At 70.6% G+C, this 16,347-nt stretch carries 14 protein-coding genes; 8 read left to right on the forward strand and 6 right to left on the reverse strand.

The window, feature by feature from the left end; all coding sequences use genetic code 11:
- Window positions 1–20: 20 nt before the first annotated feature.
- Window positions 21–1,154: a phosphate ABC transporter substrate-binding protein PstS gene (gene pstS, locus AC27LF_RS35510; RefSeq protein ID WP_479660404.1), complete on the reverse strand. Its 1,134-nt coding sequence runs from the start codon at window positions 1,152–1,154 to the stop codon at window positions 21–23.
- Between the two features lie 355 nt (window positions 1,155–1,509).
- Between pstS and AC27LF_RS35515 the strand changes: the two genes are divergently transcribed.
- Window positions 1,510–3,090 (forward strand): FAD-binding oxidoreductase, encoded by a 1,581-nt coding sequence (locus AC27LF_RS35515; RefSeq protein ID WP_479660405.1) that lies wholly within the window; start codon window positions 1,510–1,512, stop codon window positions 3,088–3,090.
- A gap of 27 nt (window positions 3,091–3,117) precedes the next feature.
- Here the strand turns inward: AC27LF_RS35515 and AC27LF_RS35520 are convergent, their stop codons facing one another.
- The 4 genes from AC27LF_RS35520 to AC27LF_RS35535 form a co-directional block, all read right to left on the reverse strand.
- Complete coding sequence (locus AC27LF_RS35520) at window positions 3,118–3,828, reverse strand: phosphatase PAP2 family protein (protein ID WP_479660406.1); 711 nt, start codon at window positions 3,826–3,828, stop codon at window positions 3,118–3,120.
- Window positions 3,829–4,046: 218 nt separating this feature from the next.
- Window positions 4,047–5,048, reverse strand: a complete 1,002-nt coding sequence (locus AC27LF_RS35525; RefSeq protein WP_479660407.1) for a C40 family peptidase — start codon at window positions 5,046–5,048, stop codon at window positions 4,047–4,049.
- Window positions 5,049–5,206: 158 nt separating this feature from the next.
- Window positions 5,207–5,986, reverse strand: a complete 780-nt coding sequence (locus AC27LF_RS35530; RefSeq protein ID WP_479660408.1) for a trypsin-like serine peptidase — start codon at window positions 5,984–5,986, stop codon at window positions 5,207–5,209.
- A 278-nt stretch (window positions 5,987–6,264) separates the two neighbouring features.
- Complete coding sequence (locus tag AC27LF_RS35535) at window positions 6,265–7,185, reverse strand: oxidoreductase (protein WP_479660409.1); 921 nt, start codon at window positions 7,183–7,185, stop codon at window positions 6,265–6,267.
- Window positions 7,186–7,274: 89 nt separating this feature from the next.
- Here AC27LF_RS35535 and AC27LF_RS35540 point away from each other — a divergent pair, with 89 nt between their 5' ends.
- From AC27LF_RS35540 to AC27LF_RS35570, 7 genes are all read left to right on the forward strand, one after another.
- Window positions 7,275–7,877 (forward strand): TetR/AcrR family transcriptional regulator, encoded by a 603-nt coding sequence (locus AC27LF_RS35540; RefSeq protein WP_479660410.1) that lies wholly within the window; start codon window positions 7,275–7,277, stop codon window positions 7,875–7,877.
- A 410-nt stretch (window positions 7,878–8,287) separates the two neighbouring features.
- Complete coding sequence (locus AC27LF_RS35545; RefSeq protein WP_014673544.1) at window positions 8,288–8,596, forward strand: hypothetical protein; 309 nt, start codon at window positions 8,288–8,290, stop codon at window positions 8,594–8,596.
- Window positions 8,597–8,807: 211 nt separating this feature from the next.
- Window positions 8,808–9,632, forward strand: a complete 825-nt coding sequence (locus tag AC27LF_RS35550; RefSeq protein ID WP_479660411.1) for a DUF8175 domain-containg protein — start codon at window positions 8,808–8,810, stop codon at window positions 9,630–9,632.
- Window positions 9,622–10,968, forward strand: coding sequence for a hypothetical protein (locus tag AC27LF_RS35555; RefSeq protein WP_479660412.1), 1,347 nt, complete (start codon window positions 9,622–9,624; stop codon window positions 10,966–10,968). The genes AC27LF_RS35550 and AC27LF_RS35555 overlap by 11 nt, the downstream gene beginning before the upstream one ends.
- On the forward strand, window positions 10,965–12,524 hold the full coding sequence (locus tag AC27LF_RS35560; protein ID WP_404033979.1) for an SCO6880 family protein: 1,560 nt from the start codon (window positions 10,965–10,967) through the stop codon (window positions 12,522–12,524). The genes AC27LF_RS35555 and AC27LF_RS35560 overlap by 4 nt, the downstream gene beginning before the upstream one ends.
- A gap of 14 nt (window positions 12,525–12,538) precedes the next feature.
- The gene (locus AC27LF_RS35565) at window positions 12,539–13,963 is read left to right on the forward strand and encodes an ATP-binding protein (RefSeq protein WP_479660413.1); all 1,425 of its coding nucleotides are present in this window, start codon (window positions 12,539–12,541) and stop codon (window positions 13,961–13,963) included.
- A 1-nt stretch (window position 13,964) separates the two neighbouring features.
- Complete coding sequence (locus AC27LF_RS35570; RefSeq protein ID WP_479660414.1) at window positions 13,965–15,551, forward strand: type VI secretion protein; 1,587 nt, start codon at window positions 13,965–13,967, stop codon at window positions 15,549–15,551.
- 185 nt (window positions 15,552–15,736) lie between these two features.
- On the opposite strand, the gene AC27LF_RS35575 is transcribed toward AC27LF_RS35570, so the two are convergent.
- Window positions 15,737–16,294 (reverse strand): GNAT family N-acetyltransferase, encoded by a 558-nt coding sequence (locus AC27LF_RS35575; RefSeq protein WP_479660415.1) that lies wholly within the window; start codon window positions 16,292–16,294, stop codon window positions 15,737–15,739.
- Between the last annotated feature and the right edge of the window lie 53 nt (window positions 16,295–16,347).

The following is a 16,347-nucleotide window of genomic DNA, read 5'->3' on the forward strand; positions in this document are numbered from 1 at the left end:
GACCGGACCGCACTCTCAGTTCAGCTCAGGCCCGAGATGGTGGTACGGACCTTGGAGATGATGTCGGCGGGGATGGGGGCGTAGCCGAGGTCGGCGAGCTTGCCCTGGCCATCCTCGGAGGCGATGTAGTTGAGGAACGCCTTGGTGGCGGGCAGGGTGTCCGCCTTGTTGCCCTTGTCACAGACGATCTCGTAGGTGACGAGGGTGATCGGGTAGGCGCCCTCGGCCTTGGTCGCGTAGTTCAGTTCGAGCGCCAGGTCCTGGCCCGTGCCCACGACCTTGGCGTCGGCGATCGCCTTGGAGGCGGCGTCGCTGCTCGGGGCGACCGGCGCGCTGGCACCCGTGTCGATGCTGACGGCCTTCATGCCGTCGGCGACGTAGGACAGCTCGAAGTAGCCGATGGCGCCGTTGGTCTGCTTGACACCGGCGGCCACACCCGAGGACTGGGCGGCGGCCTGGCCGCCCTTGGCCTGCCACGCCTTGCCGCCCTCGTACTTCCAGTTCTCCGGGGTGGCGGCCTTCAGGTACTTGGTGAAGTTGTCCGTGGTGCCGGACTCGTCCGAGCGGTGGTACGCCTGGATCTTGAGGTCGGGAAGCTTCGCGTCAGGGTTCAGCTTCTTGATGGCCTCGTCGTTCCACTTGGCGATCTTGCCGTCGAAGATCTTGGCGAGGGTCGGGGCGTCCAGGACCAGGTTGTCCACGCCCTCCAGGTTGTAGCCGACCGCGATCGGACCGCCGACCATCGGCAGGTCGACGCCCTGGCCGCCCTTGCAGACCTGCTTGGAGGCCGTGATCTCCTCGGGCTTCAGCGCCGAGTCGGAACCGGCGAAGGCCAGCTGACCCTGGTTGAAGGAGGTGACACCGGCACCGGAGCCGCCGGCCTTGTAGTTGATCTGCACGCCACAGGCCTTGGAGAACTCGGCCACCCAGGCGTCGATCGCGTTCTTCTGCGCGGAGGAGCCGTCCGACAGCAGCTGGCCCTTGGCGTCGTCGCACTTGATGGAGCTGGTGCCGGCCGACGAGGAAGAGGAGGGGGAGTCGCTGGCCTTGTCGCCGGTGTCGTCCGAGCCGCACGCCGTGAGGGCCAGGGCTCCGGAGACGGCGACAGCACCGAGGGAAAGGGCGCGCAGCCGGTTCTTGCGCTGAAGCTTCACTTTCGGGAGTTCCTTCCAAGGAGCCGCCACCGTCGGCGGCGCGCGTAGTCGTCGTGGTGCGGTCTGCGCTCTCTTGCCGCACACCGCACCGGGTACGGCCGAAATTAGGCAGAACAGGTGAAGCCGCCGATGGCCAACAGTGAACGGAGGGTGAACCCCTGCCATCGGCCCGGTTAGGTCACGGAATGCTTACGGGGAGAGCACGTCGAGGTCCCGACGACCGCGCGAGCAAAGCCGGTCCACGCAGCCACTTGACGGCGCGAGTAACGTGCACACAGCACACATATTCGACGGCCGTGGAACCCACCGAGCTGACACCCCGTCTCGATCCACGAAAGCCGACGAAGGGCACGGCATGGAACGGCGTTCGTTCATCTCACACAGCGCGGCGGCACTGGCAACGGCCGCCGTCGCCGCGGGCTGCTCCGCCGGCGGTGGTCCCTCCGCCGGCGCATCGACGAGCGCGCCCGGCGCGCCCCTCGGCTCCACACCCTCCCGCACCCCCCTGAAGACCATCAACGCGACGGCCGCCGCCGACTGGCGCGCCCTCGCCCGCGACCTCGACGGGCAGCTGGTCCGCCCCGGCGACGCGGCCTGGGACACCGCCCGGCTCCTCTACAACACCCGCTTCGACGACCTGAAGCCCGCGGCGGTGGCCTACGTCGCCCACCCCGACGACATCCGGACCACCCTGGCGTACGCCGGAGCGCACGGCCTGCACGTCGCGATACGCAACGGCGGCCACTCCTACGCGGGCTGGTCGTCCGGGAACGGCCGCCTCGTCATCGACGTCTCACGGCTGAACCGGATCCGGGTCAGCGGCGGAGCGGCCGTCGTCGGCGCCGGCGCCAAACTGATCGACGTCTACCGCGCGCTGACCGCCAAGGGCGCGACGATACCGGCGGGTTCCTGCCCCACGGTCGGCGTCTCAGGTCTCGTCCTCGGCGGCGGCCACGGAGTCGTCTCCCGCGCCTACGGCCTGACCTGCGACAGCCTGACCGGGGCCACCCTGATCACCGCCGACGGCAAGCAACTGACCGCCGACGCACGGACCAACCAGGACCTGTTCTGGGCCCTGCGCGGCGCCGGCAACGGCAACTTCGGCGTCGTCACCGAACTGCGCTTCGCCACCCACCCCGCGCCGCAGGCCGTGGCCGGATACCTGACCTGGCCGTGGGCCAGAGCGGCTGCCGTGATCAGGGCCTGGCAGGAATGGGGCCCCGACCAGCCCGACGAGATCTGGTCGGCCCTGCACCTGGAACGCACGGCCGGCGCCGCCCCCACCGTGTCGCTGTCCGTCTTCTCCCTCGGCACCTACGGCGAACTCCAGAACGCGGTGGACCGGCTGGCCGCCGCGGTGGGCGCGAGCGCGTCGAGCGTGTCCCTGCGCCGCCGCGGCTACGCGGAGGCGATGGAGGTCTACGCCGGCTGCTCGTCCTTCGCCGCCGCGGCCCAGTGCCATCTGCCCGGCTCCACCCCGGGCCGCTCCCCGCAGGGCGCCCTGGGCCGCGAAACGTACGCCGCCCGCTCCGACTTCTTCGACCGGTCGCTGTCCGCGGCCGGCGTCCAGACGCTCCTGAACCAGATCCAGGCCGCACGCGGCGGCTCGGGCAGCATCGCGCTGACCGCGCTCGGCGGCGCGGTCAACCGCGTCTCCCCCACCGCGACGGCCTTCGTGCACCGCCGCTCCCGGATGCTGGCCCAGTACATCGCCTCCTGGCGGGCCGGCACTCCGGGGACCACCGCACAGTCCTGGCTGACCGAGGCGCACGGCGCGATGAAGCCGTACGCCTCCGGAGCGGCCTACCAGAACTACACGGACCCGACCCTGACGAACTGGCGCACCGCGTACTACGGCGACGCGGCACCCCGCCTGACCCGGCTGAAGAACCAGTACGACCCGAACCGCGTCTTCAGCTACCCCCAGTCCCTGTGACCCCCACAGCAGGTGGGGGGCTGGGCGTCAGGCCGCCAGGTCGCGTTCCTCGGAGGGGGTCGGCTTGCGGGCGCCCGGGACCCTCGCCTCGGCCCCGTCGCCCGCCGGTGTGCGGCGCCGGATCAGCCAGCCGGCCCGCGGCGACCGCCCCACCGCCCGCGTCACCGGCGTGAGCAGGGCCATGGCGGGCGGCGACAGCAGCAGCACGACGGCCGTGCCGAGCGCGAACCCGCCGACGACGTCCGTCGGATAGTGCACGCCCATGTAGACCCGGCAGAACCCTTCCAGCAGCGCCAGCCCGAGCCCGGCGATCCCGAACCTCCGGTTGGCCACGAACAGCCCGACCGCGAGCGCCATGGTGATCGTCGCGTGGTCGCTCACGAACGAGTAGTCCGTCTTGCCGGAGACGAGCACCTCAAGCCCCTGATGGTCCAGGAAGGGGCGGGGCCGCTCCACGAACCCCCGTATCGGCACGTTCACCAGCACGGCGACCGCGGCCGCGAGCGGCGCCCACACCAGCGCGGCGACCGACGAGGCGGCCTCCTCCTCGCTGTCGGACCGGCGCCGCACGGACCACCAGCACCACACCACCAGCAGCACCATGGCGAGCAGCAGCCCGTACTCACCGACGAACTCCATGACCCGGTCGAACCACCGGGGCGCGTCCTTGGCGAGTCCGTTGATGTCGTAGAGCAGGTCGACGTCGGGGTTCGAGCCGGATTCGGCGAGTACAGCCATGGTGCTACGGCCCCTTCGTCGTTCTCCGGGACGCACCTCGTGTGCGTCGCCGCTGCCCACCCCCGTGGTGTGTAGATGTGCGCACTCACCGTCCGCCCGACTACGTCAACAGGAACGCACGGCCCCAGTTGATACGTTCCACGCTCCACCGAATGATCACGCAGACGTTACCGAAGAGAGATTCATCGCCGCAGCTCAGGGGGTGGGTTCACGGTCTGTCACACCGCCGTGGGGAGCGCTTTCGCGCCATCTTCGGTGACCCGGGTCGCCCCGAAGTAGTCCGGGGTGTCGATCGGGTCGAACCGGATCACAGCGCCCGTTCTCGGCGCGTCGATCATGTAGCCGCCGCCCACATAGATCCCCACGTGCCGGATCGCGCGGGAATCGGTGAGGTCGTCCGAGAAGAACACCAGGTCCCCGGGGAGCAGTTCGTCCCGCGGCGGGTGCGGTCCGGCGTTGTACTGGTCGTTGGCGACCCGCGGCAGTGTGATCCCGACGCTCTCGTAGGCGGCCTTGGTCAGCCCCGAGCAGTCGAACCGTCCGCCCTGGTCCGCGGTGCCGTTGCCGCCCCACAGATACTCCGTGCCGAGCTTCTTCTGGGCGAACGCGATGGCTCCGGCCGCCTGCCGGCTGGGGTCGACCCGGGACACGGGCGCGGCGAAGCTCTTCTCCAGGGTGCGGATCGTCTTGACGTAGTTCTGGGTCTCACGAATGGCCGGAACCCCACCCGCCCTTATGACCCGGTACGCACCGGCGTTGTAGGCGGCGAGCATGTTGTCGCTGGTGTCCCCGGGCACGTCCTTGACGTACTTGGCCAGTTCGCAGTCGTACGACGCGGCCGACGGAATCGCGTCGTGCGGGTCCCAGATGTCGCGCTTGCCGTCGCCGTTGCCGTCGATGCCGTGCGTGGCCCAGGTGCTCGGGATGAACTGCGCGATACCGCGCGCGTCGGCCGGGCTGACCACGTTCGGGTCCCAGCCGCTCTCCTGGTAGAGCTGGGCGGCGAGCAGCGCGGGGTTGATGGCGGAACACAGGTTGCCCCACTGCTGCACGAGCGACTTGTAGGCGGCGGGCACGGCGCCCTTGGCCAGCCCGACGCTGCCGGCGCCGATGCCGTTCGTCAGGTTCCCGGCGACCATGTACACCCCGACGACCAGCAGCATGACGAAGCTCAGCCCGAGCCCGGCCGCCGCCCCACCGATCACCCATACTTTCCGCACGGGTCAACACTCCCCCCTACAACGGCGGTTCATGACCATGACCGCCAACCGTGACGCCGGGTCACAGCAAACCAGACACGAGGGCCGAACCGCCCTCCCCCACGGCATCCCCCCGAACCGCCGCCCTCAATACGCCCAGTTGGCCGCGGCGCCGCGCCTCACCGGCCGCTCGCCGCGGCCCGGTACAGCTCGGCCGCCTCCACCCCGAGGACCACGCTGTAGGAGACGTCCGCCGTCGAACCGCCCTGCTCGTGCCCGCCCAGTACCCCGACGACCTCGTGGTCCCCGTTGACCCAGGGGCTGCCACTGGTCCCGCCGGTGAAGCCGGGGCAGCCGATCCGCTGCTGGGTACGGCTGTGCGCGGACGGCTTGTCGGAGCAACGGATCGGCGTCTCACCGGAGTCGGGATACCCGGTGACCGTCACCGCGGTCGCCCCGGTCGCCGTACCCGGCGCGAACCGGTTCGCCCCCACGACGTCCTCGATCCGCTTCCCGTCCGCGTCCGCCACCACCGCGAAGGCCACGTCGCTGTCCTCGTCCTGCCCCTTGGACCACCCCTCAGGCAGGAACCGCCTGCCCACCTTCCACAGCCCGTACGGCGCCCGCCCGTCCCGGTAGCCGGGGGCGAACACCAGGTCGGACGCGTCCTCGTCCACACAGTGCGCCGCCGTCACGATGAGGTTCCGCCCCGGACTGTGCACGACCGAGGCGGTGCAGAAGTGCCCGCCGGCCAGGGCCGGTCCACGGTCGGCGCCGAACAGCGCGCCGACCCGCTCGCTCTGCCGGGTCTTCGCCGCCACCGCCGTCACCCCGAGCGGCCCCGGCCCGTTGTCGGCGGCGGACACGGACGCCGAGGTGACCGCAAGCAGCACCATGGCGCCGAACAACGCCAGCTGCGAGGTGCCGGAGGTACCCGAGATGCGTGAGATGCGCTTCATCGACCCCCACTCTGTCCCACAAAGATGAAAAACCACCCCGCCCAACCTGAGTTTTCCCTGTGAACCCGCTCCCGCCCAACGCGGCCCTCGTGCCCCTGTCCGCAGGGCCGGCGGCGAACCCACGCCCCCGCGGACACCCCACGGGCCCTCCCCGACGCGGCTCTCCCCGCGCCCGCCGCCGACGCGCTGTCCGCGCGCCTGCGGATCTCCTCCCCGCGTCCCGGCAACGCCCGGCATCCCTCCCGTAGGCGGCCCTCATGCCCGTACGGCACGGGCGGTCACTTCTTCAACGCCCCGGTGGACGACGGGAAGCGGACTCCGGTGAGGTCTTCCGACACCGTCCACAGGCGGCGGGCCACGGCCGGGTCGCTCGCCGCGCTCGACCGGCCCACCAGCGTCGGCGCTCCCCGCATCTCGCCGTAGCCGTCGGGGCCGACGTAGCTCGCGCCGGGCAGGTCCTGGGTGGCGGCGTAGAGGGTCGGCAGGGCGCCCGCCCGGTCGTCCTGGGCGAAGAACCTGTTGCCGATCGCCAGGAACAGGTGGACGAGCCGGTTCCCGGTGTGGCTCTGCAGATTCGTGGCCGCGTAGCCGGGGTGGGCGGCGACGGCGCGGACGGCAGAGCCGGACTCCGTGAGGCGGCGCTGGAGTTCCAGGGTGAACAGCAGGTTCGCCAGCTTGGACTGGGCGTAGGCGCCGCGCGGGGTGTAGTCGCGGGTCAGGTTCAGGTCCTCGAAGCGGATCCGCGCGTCGCCCCAGCGGTGGGCGCCCGAGGACACGGTGACCACCCGGTCGGTCACATACGGCAGCAGCAGGTTCGTCAGCGCGAAGTGGCCCAGGTGGTTCGTGCCGAAGTGCGTCTCGAAGCCGTCCTTGGTCTGCTGCCGCGGCAGCATCATCACGCCGGCGTTGTTGATCAGCAGATCGATCGGGTCCCGCCACGCCTCGCCGAACTCGCGCACCGAGACGAGGTCGGCCAGGTCCAGCCGGCGCACCTCGGTGCTGCCGGTCACCCGCGCGGCGGCGGCCCGGCCGCGCTCCACGTCACGGACGGCGAACACCACGTGCGCGCCGGCGCGCGCCAGCGCGTCCGCGGCCGTGAAGCCGATGCCGCTGTTGGCGCCGGTGACGAGGGCCCGGCGGCCGGTGAGGTCGGGGAGGCGGGTCGCGTCCCATGCGGTCGTGTCAGTCGTCGTAGCCATGCCGCAAAAGTAGGCGACGCCAACAATGATGTCAACGACAACAATGCTGCCAACGCCAACAAAGAAGGCGACGTCAACATCCGGTTAGGATGATGTGCATGCCCACGACCCGCCCTTATCACCACGGAGACCTGCGCGCCACGCTGCTGACCAGCGCCGAGCGCACCCTTCGGGAGAAAGGGGCCGGCGCGCTGTCCCTGCGCGAACTGGCCCGCGAGGCAGGCGTCAGCCATGCCGCCCCGGGCCGGCACTTCAAGGACAAGCAGGCCCTGCTGGACGCCCTGGCCCTCGACGGCTACGAGCGGCTGACACAGGCCCTGGATGCCGCCGACCGCCCCGGGCTGCCCCTCGAACCACGGATGACCGAACTGGGCCGCGCCTACCTCGGGTTCGCCATCGACAACCCCGAGCTGCTGGAGCTGATGTTCGCCCGCAAGCACCACCCCGACAGCTCCGCACCGCTCGCCGCCGCCGCCGAACGCTCCTTCGGCTCCCTCACCCAGCTGGTCGCCGAGGCCCAGCAGCGGGGCGAGATCATCCAGGGCGACCCCGAGCGGCTCAACATGGTCGCCGCCGCCAGCCTGCACGGCATCGCCGCATTCGTCGCCAGCGGCACCCTGGAGGCGGAGGCCGCCCTCGCCGGCATCGACGAGTCCATCCGCCACATCCTGTACGGCCTGCGCCCACGCTGACCCTGCCCACGGGCCCGCCAACCCCCGCGCCTTCCCCGCGAGTTACCGAGCCGCACCGGCACACCGGCACCGGCGGCCCCGGACGTACCGCCGCGCACGCCTCCGGAGCGCCCGCCCGTCTCCCCACCCGTGAGACCATCGTCACGACGTCTCACCCGACCAGCCGTCAGAAACCGTGCGAGGTCGTGAAGAAGGTCAACGAGCACACCACACGACTGGTTCCGCTCAGGCCTCATTGCCCGGCGTGACCTGCCGTGATACACAGAGTGACCGTACGTGCTATTCGTACGAAACCCGCCAACCAATGCCGTCAAGTCGACATGCGACGGCGTCATTGTCAGCGAGAATGAGGTCTGACCTCTGCACACCGCAGGGGATAGCGGAACTACCCACCAGGGGCGGTGACTTACATGCTCTTTGCGGCCGACAAGGGAGACATCAACACCATCATCGGCGGGATCGCTCCGGACTGGGGGCCCTTCGGCAGCCTGGGCAACGAAGCGAAGGTGATGATCGAGGTGGTGATGGCCGTGGCCATCCTGCTCTGCCTCGGCATCGCCGTCTGGGGCGCCGCCAAGCAGCGCATCGGCGCGACGGCCCTCCGCGACACCTTCAGCGCCGAACAGGGCAAGGGCCTCATCATCGCCGGTCTGACCGGAGTCTTCATCATCGGCTCACTCGGCACGCTGTTCACCATCGTGTACGGCATGGCCGTCTGACCCGACCGCCCCCGTCCCACCTCTCTGTCCGCTCCGGGCGCGCCCGGTACCCCTACCCCCACCCGCCCGTCGTGCCCACCGGCTGAGGTTGCGTTTCCCTGATGTCGACTCACCACACCGCGCCCGCGCGGGAACCAGCACGGCTACCGTCGTATACCTACGCGGTCCGGCACAGAGTGTTCCTGTACGACGTCGAGGGAGCGTACGCGGCATGAGTCTCGGAGACGAGAACGGAACCTCCGGCGGTTACCCCGACACGGGTCAGACCCGCACCCGGCTCCCCGGAGGCGACCCCTACGGCGGGGCCCGCCGGGGCGGCCGCGCGCCCTCACGCAGCCTCGTCACGGTCGTCGGCGTCGTCGTGCTCCTGATCGCCGCGATCGCCTTCGCGAACCGTGGCGGCAACGACGACTCCCCGGCCCGCGGCTCCAGCGACAAACCGGCCACCTCCGCCACCGCACCGAGCGGCGACACCCCGGTCCGCACCACCACATCCGGAATCCCCACCGGCTACCCCCACACCCCCCAGGGCGCCCAAAGCGCATCAGCCAACTACGCGGTAGCCCTGGGTTCGACCGGCATGTTCAACAAGGACAACCGGCACAGGATCGTCGACACCCTGTACACGCCGACCGCCGCCGGAAAGCTCCAGGGGGCGATGGACGGCGCCTACTCGGCGAGCTTCCTCGACAAGATGGGCCTCGACGCGAACGGCAATCCGCCAAAGGGCAGCACCTTCGTGTCACGCACCATCCCGGTGGGCAGCAAAGTCGAGCAGTACGCGGACGGCAACGCCAAGGTCTCCGTCTGGTACCTGGGCCTCATCGGCATGTCGTCGGAGACCACGACCGACCCGGTGTCCTCGACGTGGAAGACCTGGACCTTCGACCTTGAATGGACCGAAGGGGACTGGAAGATCAGCACGGACACGCAGAAGGACGGCCCTGCGCCGGTGCCCGGAGACGACAAGGCCTCCGGCTCCGACGAGATCAGCAAGGCCATCGAGGAGTACGGAGGGTTCACGTATGCCCGGTAACCCGCGTCGCGTCCTCAAGCTCGCCGGGATCGTGACAGCCGTACAGGCAACTGCGGTGCTGCTGGCCGCGAGAGCCACCGCCGCGCCCACTCCCGACCCTTCGGAGTCGCCGTCACCGACCCCCACCCCGAGCGATGACGCGTGTGACCTGCTGATCGGTCCCGCCAAGAGGTACTGCGAGCAAGGCAGTAACTCCGGGGGAGAGTCTCGGAAGAGTCTTACCTCTACCCTTGACCCGCTCAGTTCCCTCGCCAAGGGCTGTGCCGACGCCGCGTCATGGACCATCCGCAAGCTCAGCGACGCGGTACAGGAAACGGCGAACGTCGACTTCACGAACACCAAGTTCCTCCAGCAGTACGCGGTCGTCTTCGCCGCGTCCACCATCCTCACCCTCCTCCTGTGGCTCCTCGCCGTCGCCAAGCGCGCGGTCCGCGGCGTCCCCCTCACCACCGCCCTGTCCGAAGCCATCGGCTTCCTCTGGCTCACCGTGCTGGCCTCCGCCTTCACCCCCCTGATCCTGTACACCGTGGTGTCGGCCGCCGACGGCGTCACGGACGTCCTCGCGAAGACCACCGGCGACCAGACCGACACCTTCTTCGGCACCTTCGCCGGCGCCCTGGACAAGGGCACGGACATCGGCGGCGGCCCGATCATGCTGATCGTCGTCTCGCTCGTCTCCATCCTCGCCGCCGGCATCCTCTGGCTGGAGCTGGTCATCCGCGCCGCCCTGCTCTACGTCGGCGCCCTCCTCGGCACCGTCGTCTACGCCGGCCTGGTCGACAAGAACCTGTGGAGCCACGTACGCCGCTGGGCCGGCATCATGATCGCGGTCATCCTCGTCAAACCGGTCATCGTCATCGTGCTCGGCCTGGCCGGCGCCCTGTCCTCGGACAACGGCCCCGACGCGTTCTCCGCCGTCGTCTCAGGACTCGCCATCATCCTGCTCGCCATCTTCGCCAGCGCGATGATCTACCGTTTCGTCCCCGGCTTCGGCGACGAGATCGCCGCCGGCCGCAACAACCGCATCATGCAGGGCGCCGAGGGCAAGGCGGCCGCGGTCATCAGCTCCCCGGCGACCCTGGTCGCCCAGGGCATCAAGACGCACAGCGCCCGTGCCGACAACAACGGAGGCGGCCAGCCGTCCGCCGCGGGCGCCCGCCCGGCCAACCCGGCCTCCGGCGGAGTCGCCGCGCACAGCACCCGCACCCCGGGCGGTGGCGGCGGATCTGTCCCCTCCGCCGCACCCGCACCCCGCCAGCCCAGCCCGGCGAAGACCCCGCACGCCGGCAACACCCGCAACAGCAGCAGCAACCGCTCGGGAGGTGAAGGGCGTTGACGACCGAGTCCCACCTGTCCCATCCGGTCACGCCCCGCCGTACGTATCTCATCGGCCGCGCCCGGCCGAACGCGGTCATCGGCCGCAACCGTGAGACCGGCGAGATCGCGCTCATCATCGGCGGCGCCTTCCTGGGCATGATGTGCGGACTCCTGGTCCCCGTCCTGTCCCTGCGGATCGCACTGCTGATGGGCTTCCCCCTGCTCGCGCTCGCCGCGGTGTACGTGCCGTACAAGCGCCGCACCTTCTACAAGTGGTTCGAGATCAACCGCAGTTTCAAGCGCACCCTGCGCCAGGGCACCGTCTACCGGTCCGGCGCCATGGAGGCGGGCACCCGCCTCGACGGCCGCGAGGTGGAGGTCGGCCCGCCCCCCGGCATCGGACGGATCAGCTGGCTCGCCGCACCCTTCGGGCCCGACGAGATCGCCGTACTGCTGCACGCCGACCGCAAGACCGTCACCGCCGCCATCGAGATCGAGGGCCCCGGCGTCGGACTGCGCGACTCCGAGGACCAGGAGGCCCTTGTCGACCGGTTCGGCACGCTGCTCAAGCACGTGGCCAACGGCGACGGCTTCGTCACCCGGCTGCAGATGCTGGCCCGCACCCTGCCCGCCGACCCCGACGCGCACGCCAAGGACATCGCCCAGCGCGGCGACGAGAAGGCACCGCAGTGGCTGGCCCGGTCGTACGAACAGCTCCAGTCCATGGTGTCCACCAGCAGCGAACAGCACCGCGCCTATCTCGTCGCCTGCATGCACTACTCCCGCGAACTGGCCGCCGAGGCGCACGCCATGGCCCGCGCGGCCCGCCCCCAGGCCGGCCGCAGACTGGACCGCGACTCCGGACTCGCCGTCGTCATGGCCCGCGAGCTGACCGACATCTGCTCCCGGCTCCAGGAGGCCGACATCCGGGTCCGCCAGCCGCTCGGCCAGGGCCGGCTCGCCTCCCTCATCCACTCCATGTACGACCCGGACCACCCGATCGACCACATCCAGGCGATGACGAAACGGAACGCCTGGCCGGCCGAGCTGGACGCCATGGAGCCCACCTACCTCAAGGCCAAGACCCGCGAGTCCGCGACCCGGGAACCCTGGTGCCACGCCACCGCCTGGGTCAAGGAGTGGCCGATGACCCCGGTCGGCGTGAACTTCCTCGCGCCGCTGCTGGTCCACACCCCGGACGTCATCCGCACCGTCGCGGTCACCATGGACCTCGAACCCACCGAGGTCGCCATCGAGCGCATGCTGACCGAGAAGACCAACGACGAGGCCGAGGCCAGCCGCGCCGCCAAGATGAACCGCACCGTCGACCCCCGCGACATCGCCGCCCACACCCGCCTCGACCAGCGCGGCGAGGACCTGGCCAGCGGCGCCGCCGGGGTCAACCTGGTCGGCTACATCACCGTCTCCGCCCGCTCCCCCGAAGCCCTCGCCCGCGACAAGCGGACCATAAGGGCCTCGGCCGGCAAGTCGTATCTGAAGCTGGAGTGGTGCGACCGCGAGCACCACCGGGCCTTCGTGAACACCCTCCCGTTCGCCACCGGAATCCGAAGGTAGGGGTTGATGCGCTGATGCGGGACCCGCTGTCCGTCGTCACGGACGCCTTCACGTCCTTCCTGTTCGGGAAGGTCGAGACGACCCGACTCCCGGTGCGCACGTCCACGGGCCAGGCCCAGGCGGTCTATCTGCCGACCGCCGCCCCGGGCCTGGGTGACTCCGGCGTCATCATCGGCCGCGAGGTGTACTCCGGCAAGGGCTACATCTACGACCCGTTCCAGCTGTACGGGCAGCAGCTCCCCGCACCGCACTGGCTGGTCCTCGGCGAGTCGGGCAACGGCAAGTCGGCGCTGGAGAAGACCTACGTCCTGCGCCAGCTGCGCTTTCGCGACCGCCAGGTCGTCGTCCTGGACGCGCAGGGCGAGGACGGGGTCGGCGAATGGAACCTCATCGCGCAGGAGCTGGGGATAACGCCGATCCGGCTGGACCCGATGGCGGCCCTGGACCACGGCATCCGGCTCAACCCGCTCGACCCGTCGATCACCACGACCGGCCAGCTCGCCCTGCTGCGCACCATCATCGAGGTCGCGATGGGGCACGGCCTGGACGAACGGTCCGGCTTCGCGCTCAAGGTCGCCCACGCGTACGTCAACGAGACGATCGTCGAGCGCCAGCCGGTGCTGTCCGACATCGTGGAGCAACTGCGCCATCCGGAACCGGAGTCGGCGGAGGCCATGAACGTCGCCATAGACGACGTACGGGCCTGGGGCCTGGACGTGGCCCTGGTCATCGACCGGCTGGTCGACGGCGACCTGCGCGGCATGTTCGACGGGCCGACGACGGTCGGCATCGACCTGGACGCCCCGCTGATCGTCTTCGACCTGTCCCACATCGACCGCAACTCCATCGCCATGCCGATCCTGATGGCGATCGTCGGCGTGTGGCTGGAGCACACCTGGATCCGCCCCGACCGCAAGAAACGCATCTTCCTGGTCGAGGAGGCGTGGCACATCATCAACAGCCCCTTCGTGGCGCAGCTGTTCCAGCGGCTGCTCAAGTTCGGGCGCCGGCTCGGCCTGTCCTTCGTCGCGGTCGTCCACCATCTGTCCGACGTCGTGGACGGCGCCGCAGCGAAGGAGGCCGCGGCCATCCTGAAGATGGCCTCGACCCGCACCATCTACGCCCAGAAGGCCGACGAGGCACGCGCGACCGGCCGGGTGCTCGGCCTGCCCCGCTGGGCCGTGGAGATCATCCCGACCCTCACCCCCGGCATCGCGGTCTGGGACGTCAACGGCAACGTCCAGGTGGTCAAGCATCTGGTGACGGAGACGGAACGCCCCCTGGTCTTCACCGACCGGGCGATGACCGAGTCGTCCAGCGACGTCGCCGCCGACGACGCGCTGCACGCCGCGGAACTGGAGGCGGAGCAGCGGGCGGCGGCCTTCGTGGAACAGCACATCGGCGACCTGGACGGGTCGTCCGAGTCGACGGTGGCCTGAGATGAGAGCCGAAGGGCGAGACCGCCGCCAAAGCGGCCAGGGAGGCATCCCCGACGGCCTGCTGGTGGGCTTGCTCGCGTTCCTGCTCGGCATGACCCTGCTGGTGTGGACGGCCACGGGCCTCGCGGGCCTGTTCGCCCACGGCTCCTGGCCGTCCGGCGTCACCTTCACCCGCACCCCGCTGGCGATGCGGCAGCTCATCGCCGAACCGCACGACATCCCCGGCGCCTGGCCGCAGACACCACCCGCCCAGCTGTCGGGGTACGGACTGGTCTGGGGCCTGTTCATCGGCCAGCTGATGGTGCTGTTCGTGCTGACCGTCTTCGTGATCGGCACGGTGGCCCGCTGGCGGGCCGGCCGGGCCCGGCACCGCCACGCCCAGCACACGACGGCCACGGCACCCGCCCCCACCGGGCAGGGAACGGCGCCCGCCCCCGCGGCGCAGGAAACGGCGGCCGAGCGGACGCGGGAGGTGCGGCCCGGACCGCCCCTGGAACAGGCGCTGGAACGGGCTCCGGAAAGCGCACCGGAACCGGCGCTCACCCGGCCCCTCGAACCCCGGCACGAGGTCCCCGTGCCCCGCAGCGAACCCCGGCCCCAGGAACCCGCCGCCGCCCTCACGGCCGACAGCGGACGGACCGGCGGCCGGCCGACACCCCGTGCCGAAGCCGCCGTCCTGTATGCCGACCCCACCTCCCGCCAGGCCACCGCGGCACAGGCGGTACGCGACGCGGAGGGCCCGGCGCTGGTCGTCACCTCCAACCCAGCCCTGTGGGCGGAGACGAAGGACGCCCGGGCCAAACTCGGCCCCACCCACCTCTACGACCCCACCCACCGCTGTGACACCCCGGCCCGGCTGCACTGGCCGCCGACGACGGGCTGCGAGGACAAGCAGACGGCACGGCTCAGAGCGGCCGCCCTGCTCGCCCCGGTCAGACCCACGGCCAAGCTGGACCAGGCCCTCGCGGACACGGCCGAGACGCTGCTCCGCAGCTATCTGCACGCGGCCGCCGTCGACGGCCGCACCATCCGCCATGTGCACCGCTGGACCCAGGGCACTCAGGTCCAGGACGCGGTACGCACCCTGCGCACCAACCCCAAGGCGGCCCCCGGCGCGGCCGGCGAACTCGAAGCCGCCCTCACCGCGCACCCCGAACGCCGCGACATGGCACAGGAGTTGACCAGCCGGGCGCTCGCCGCGCTCTCCACGGTCAATATCCGCGAGGCATGCAGCCCGAACCGAAGTGATGCACTCGCCTTGGATTCCTTTGTCTCCGAAGGGGGCACCCTTTACGTGGTCGGTGAATCCATCGAGGACCCCAGGACCAACCCCGGCGCGATGCCCCTCCTGACGGCCCTCGTCTCCAGCGTGGTCGAGCGCGGCCGGCGCATGGCCGAACGGTCATCCTCCGGTCGGCTCGACCCACCACTGACCCTCGTCCTCGACGACGTCGCGGCCGTGGCCCCGCTCCCCCAGCTGCCCGAGCTGCTGACCACCGGGCCGACCCTGGGTCTGCCGACGCTGGCCCTCCTGCGCTCCCGCGAACAGGGCCGCACCCGCTGGCCCCACCAGGAACTGCCCGTCTAAGCAGGACCAGTGAAGTCCGCTCCGGTTCGACAGCGCCCCGAAGGGGCACGGGGCTGTATCGATATGCGGCTCCGCCGCGATGGGGGTCCCCCCTGTTCGAGCGAAGCCGAGAACTTGGGGGAGCGACCAGCCACGACGGAGCCGCAGACGACCGACGGCACAACGCGGCCCAGCCAGCGGAGCGCTTAGCGTTCGACGGCCAGTTCCAGCTCGCGGCCCGCGCCCCCGGCGAGATCCACGGTGACCCCGCTGGATACGAAGCCCGCCTTGCGGTAAGCGCCCTGTGCCCGCCCGTTGTCCTCGTGCACGAACAGCCGGACCCGAGAGGCCCCGCGTTCCCACGCCCACTCCAGGCCGACGGCGAACAACGCCTCGATCAGCCCGCGCCCGCGGTGCTCCGGCCTGATGAACACTCCCACGACATGGCCCTGCCGGCGCTCGACCGGATACCCGGCCCAGTCCTTGGTTCCGGCCTCCTCCATCAGCACCGTCAGGGTTCCGGCCCACACCCCGTCCGGCGCCACGGCGACGAACTGCCGCACCGTCCCCGCACCGTCCGCTGACCGGGCCGCCCGCTCCTGCCAGAAGGCGTCCGGCCGGGCGACGGCATCCTCGTAGGTCTCCAGAAAGGCGAGCCGCGCGACGGGGTCCCGCAGCGCGTCGAGCCGCAGCGCCTTCACGGTGGGCCACTCATCGGCCCGTATGTGCCGGACGACGTACCGCTCTTCGATGTCTGCACCCATGCGGGCCACGGTAGTACCCCGCTACGACACCCCTCACCTCACCCGGCACGGTA

Source organism: Streptomyces diversicolor (assembly GCF_057537855.1).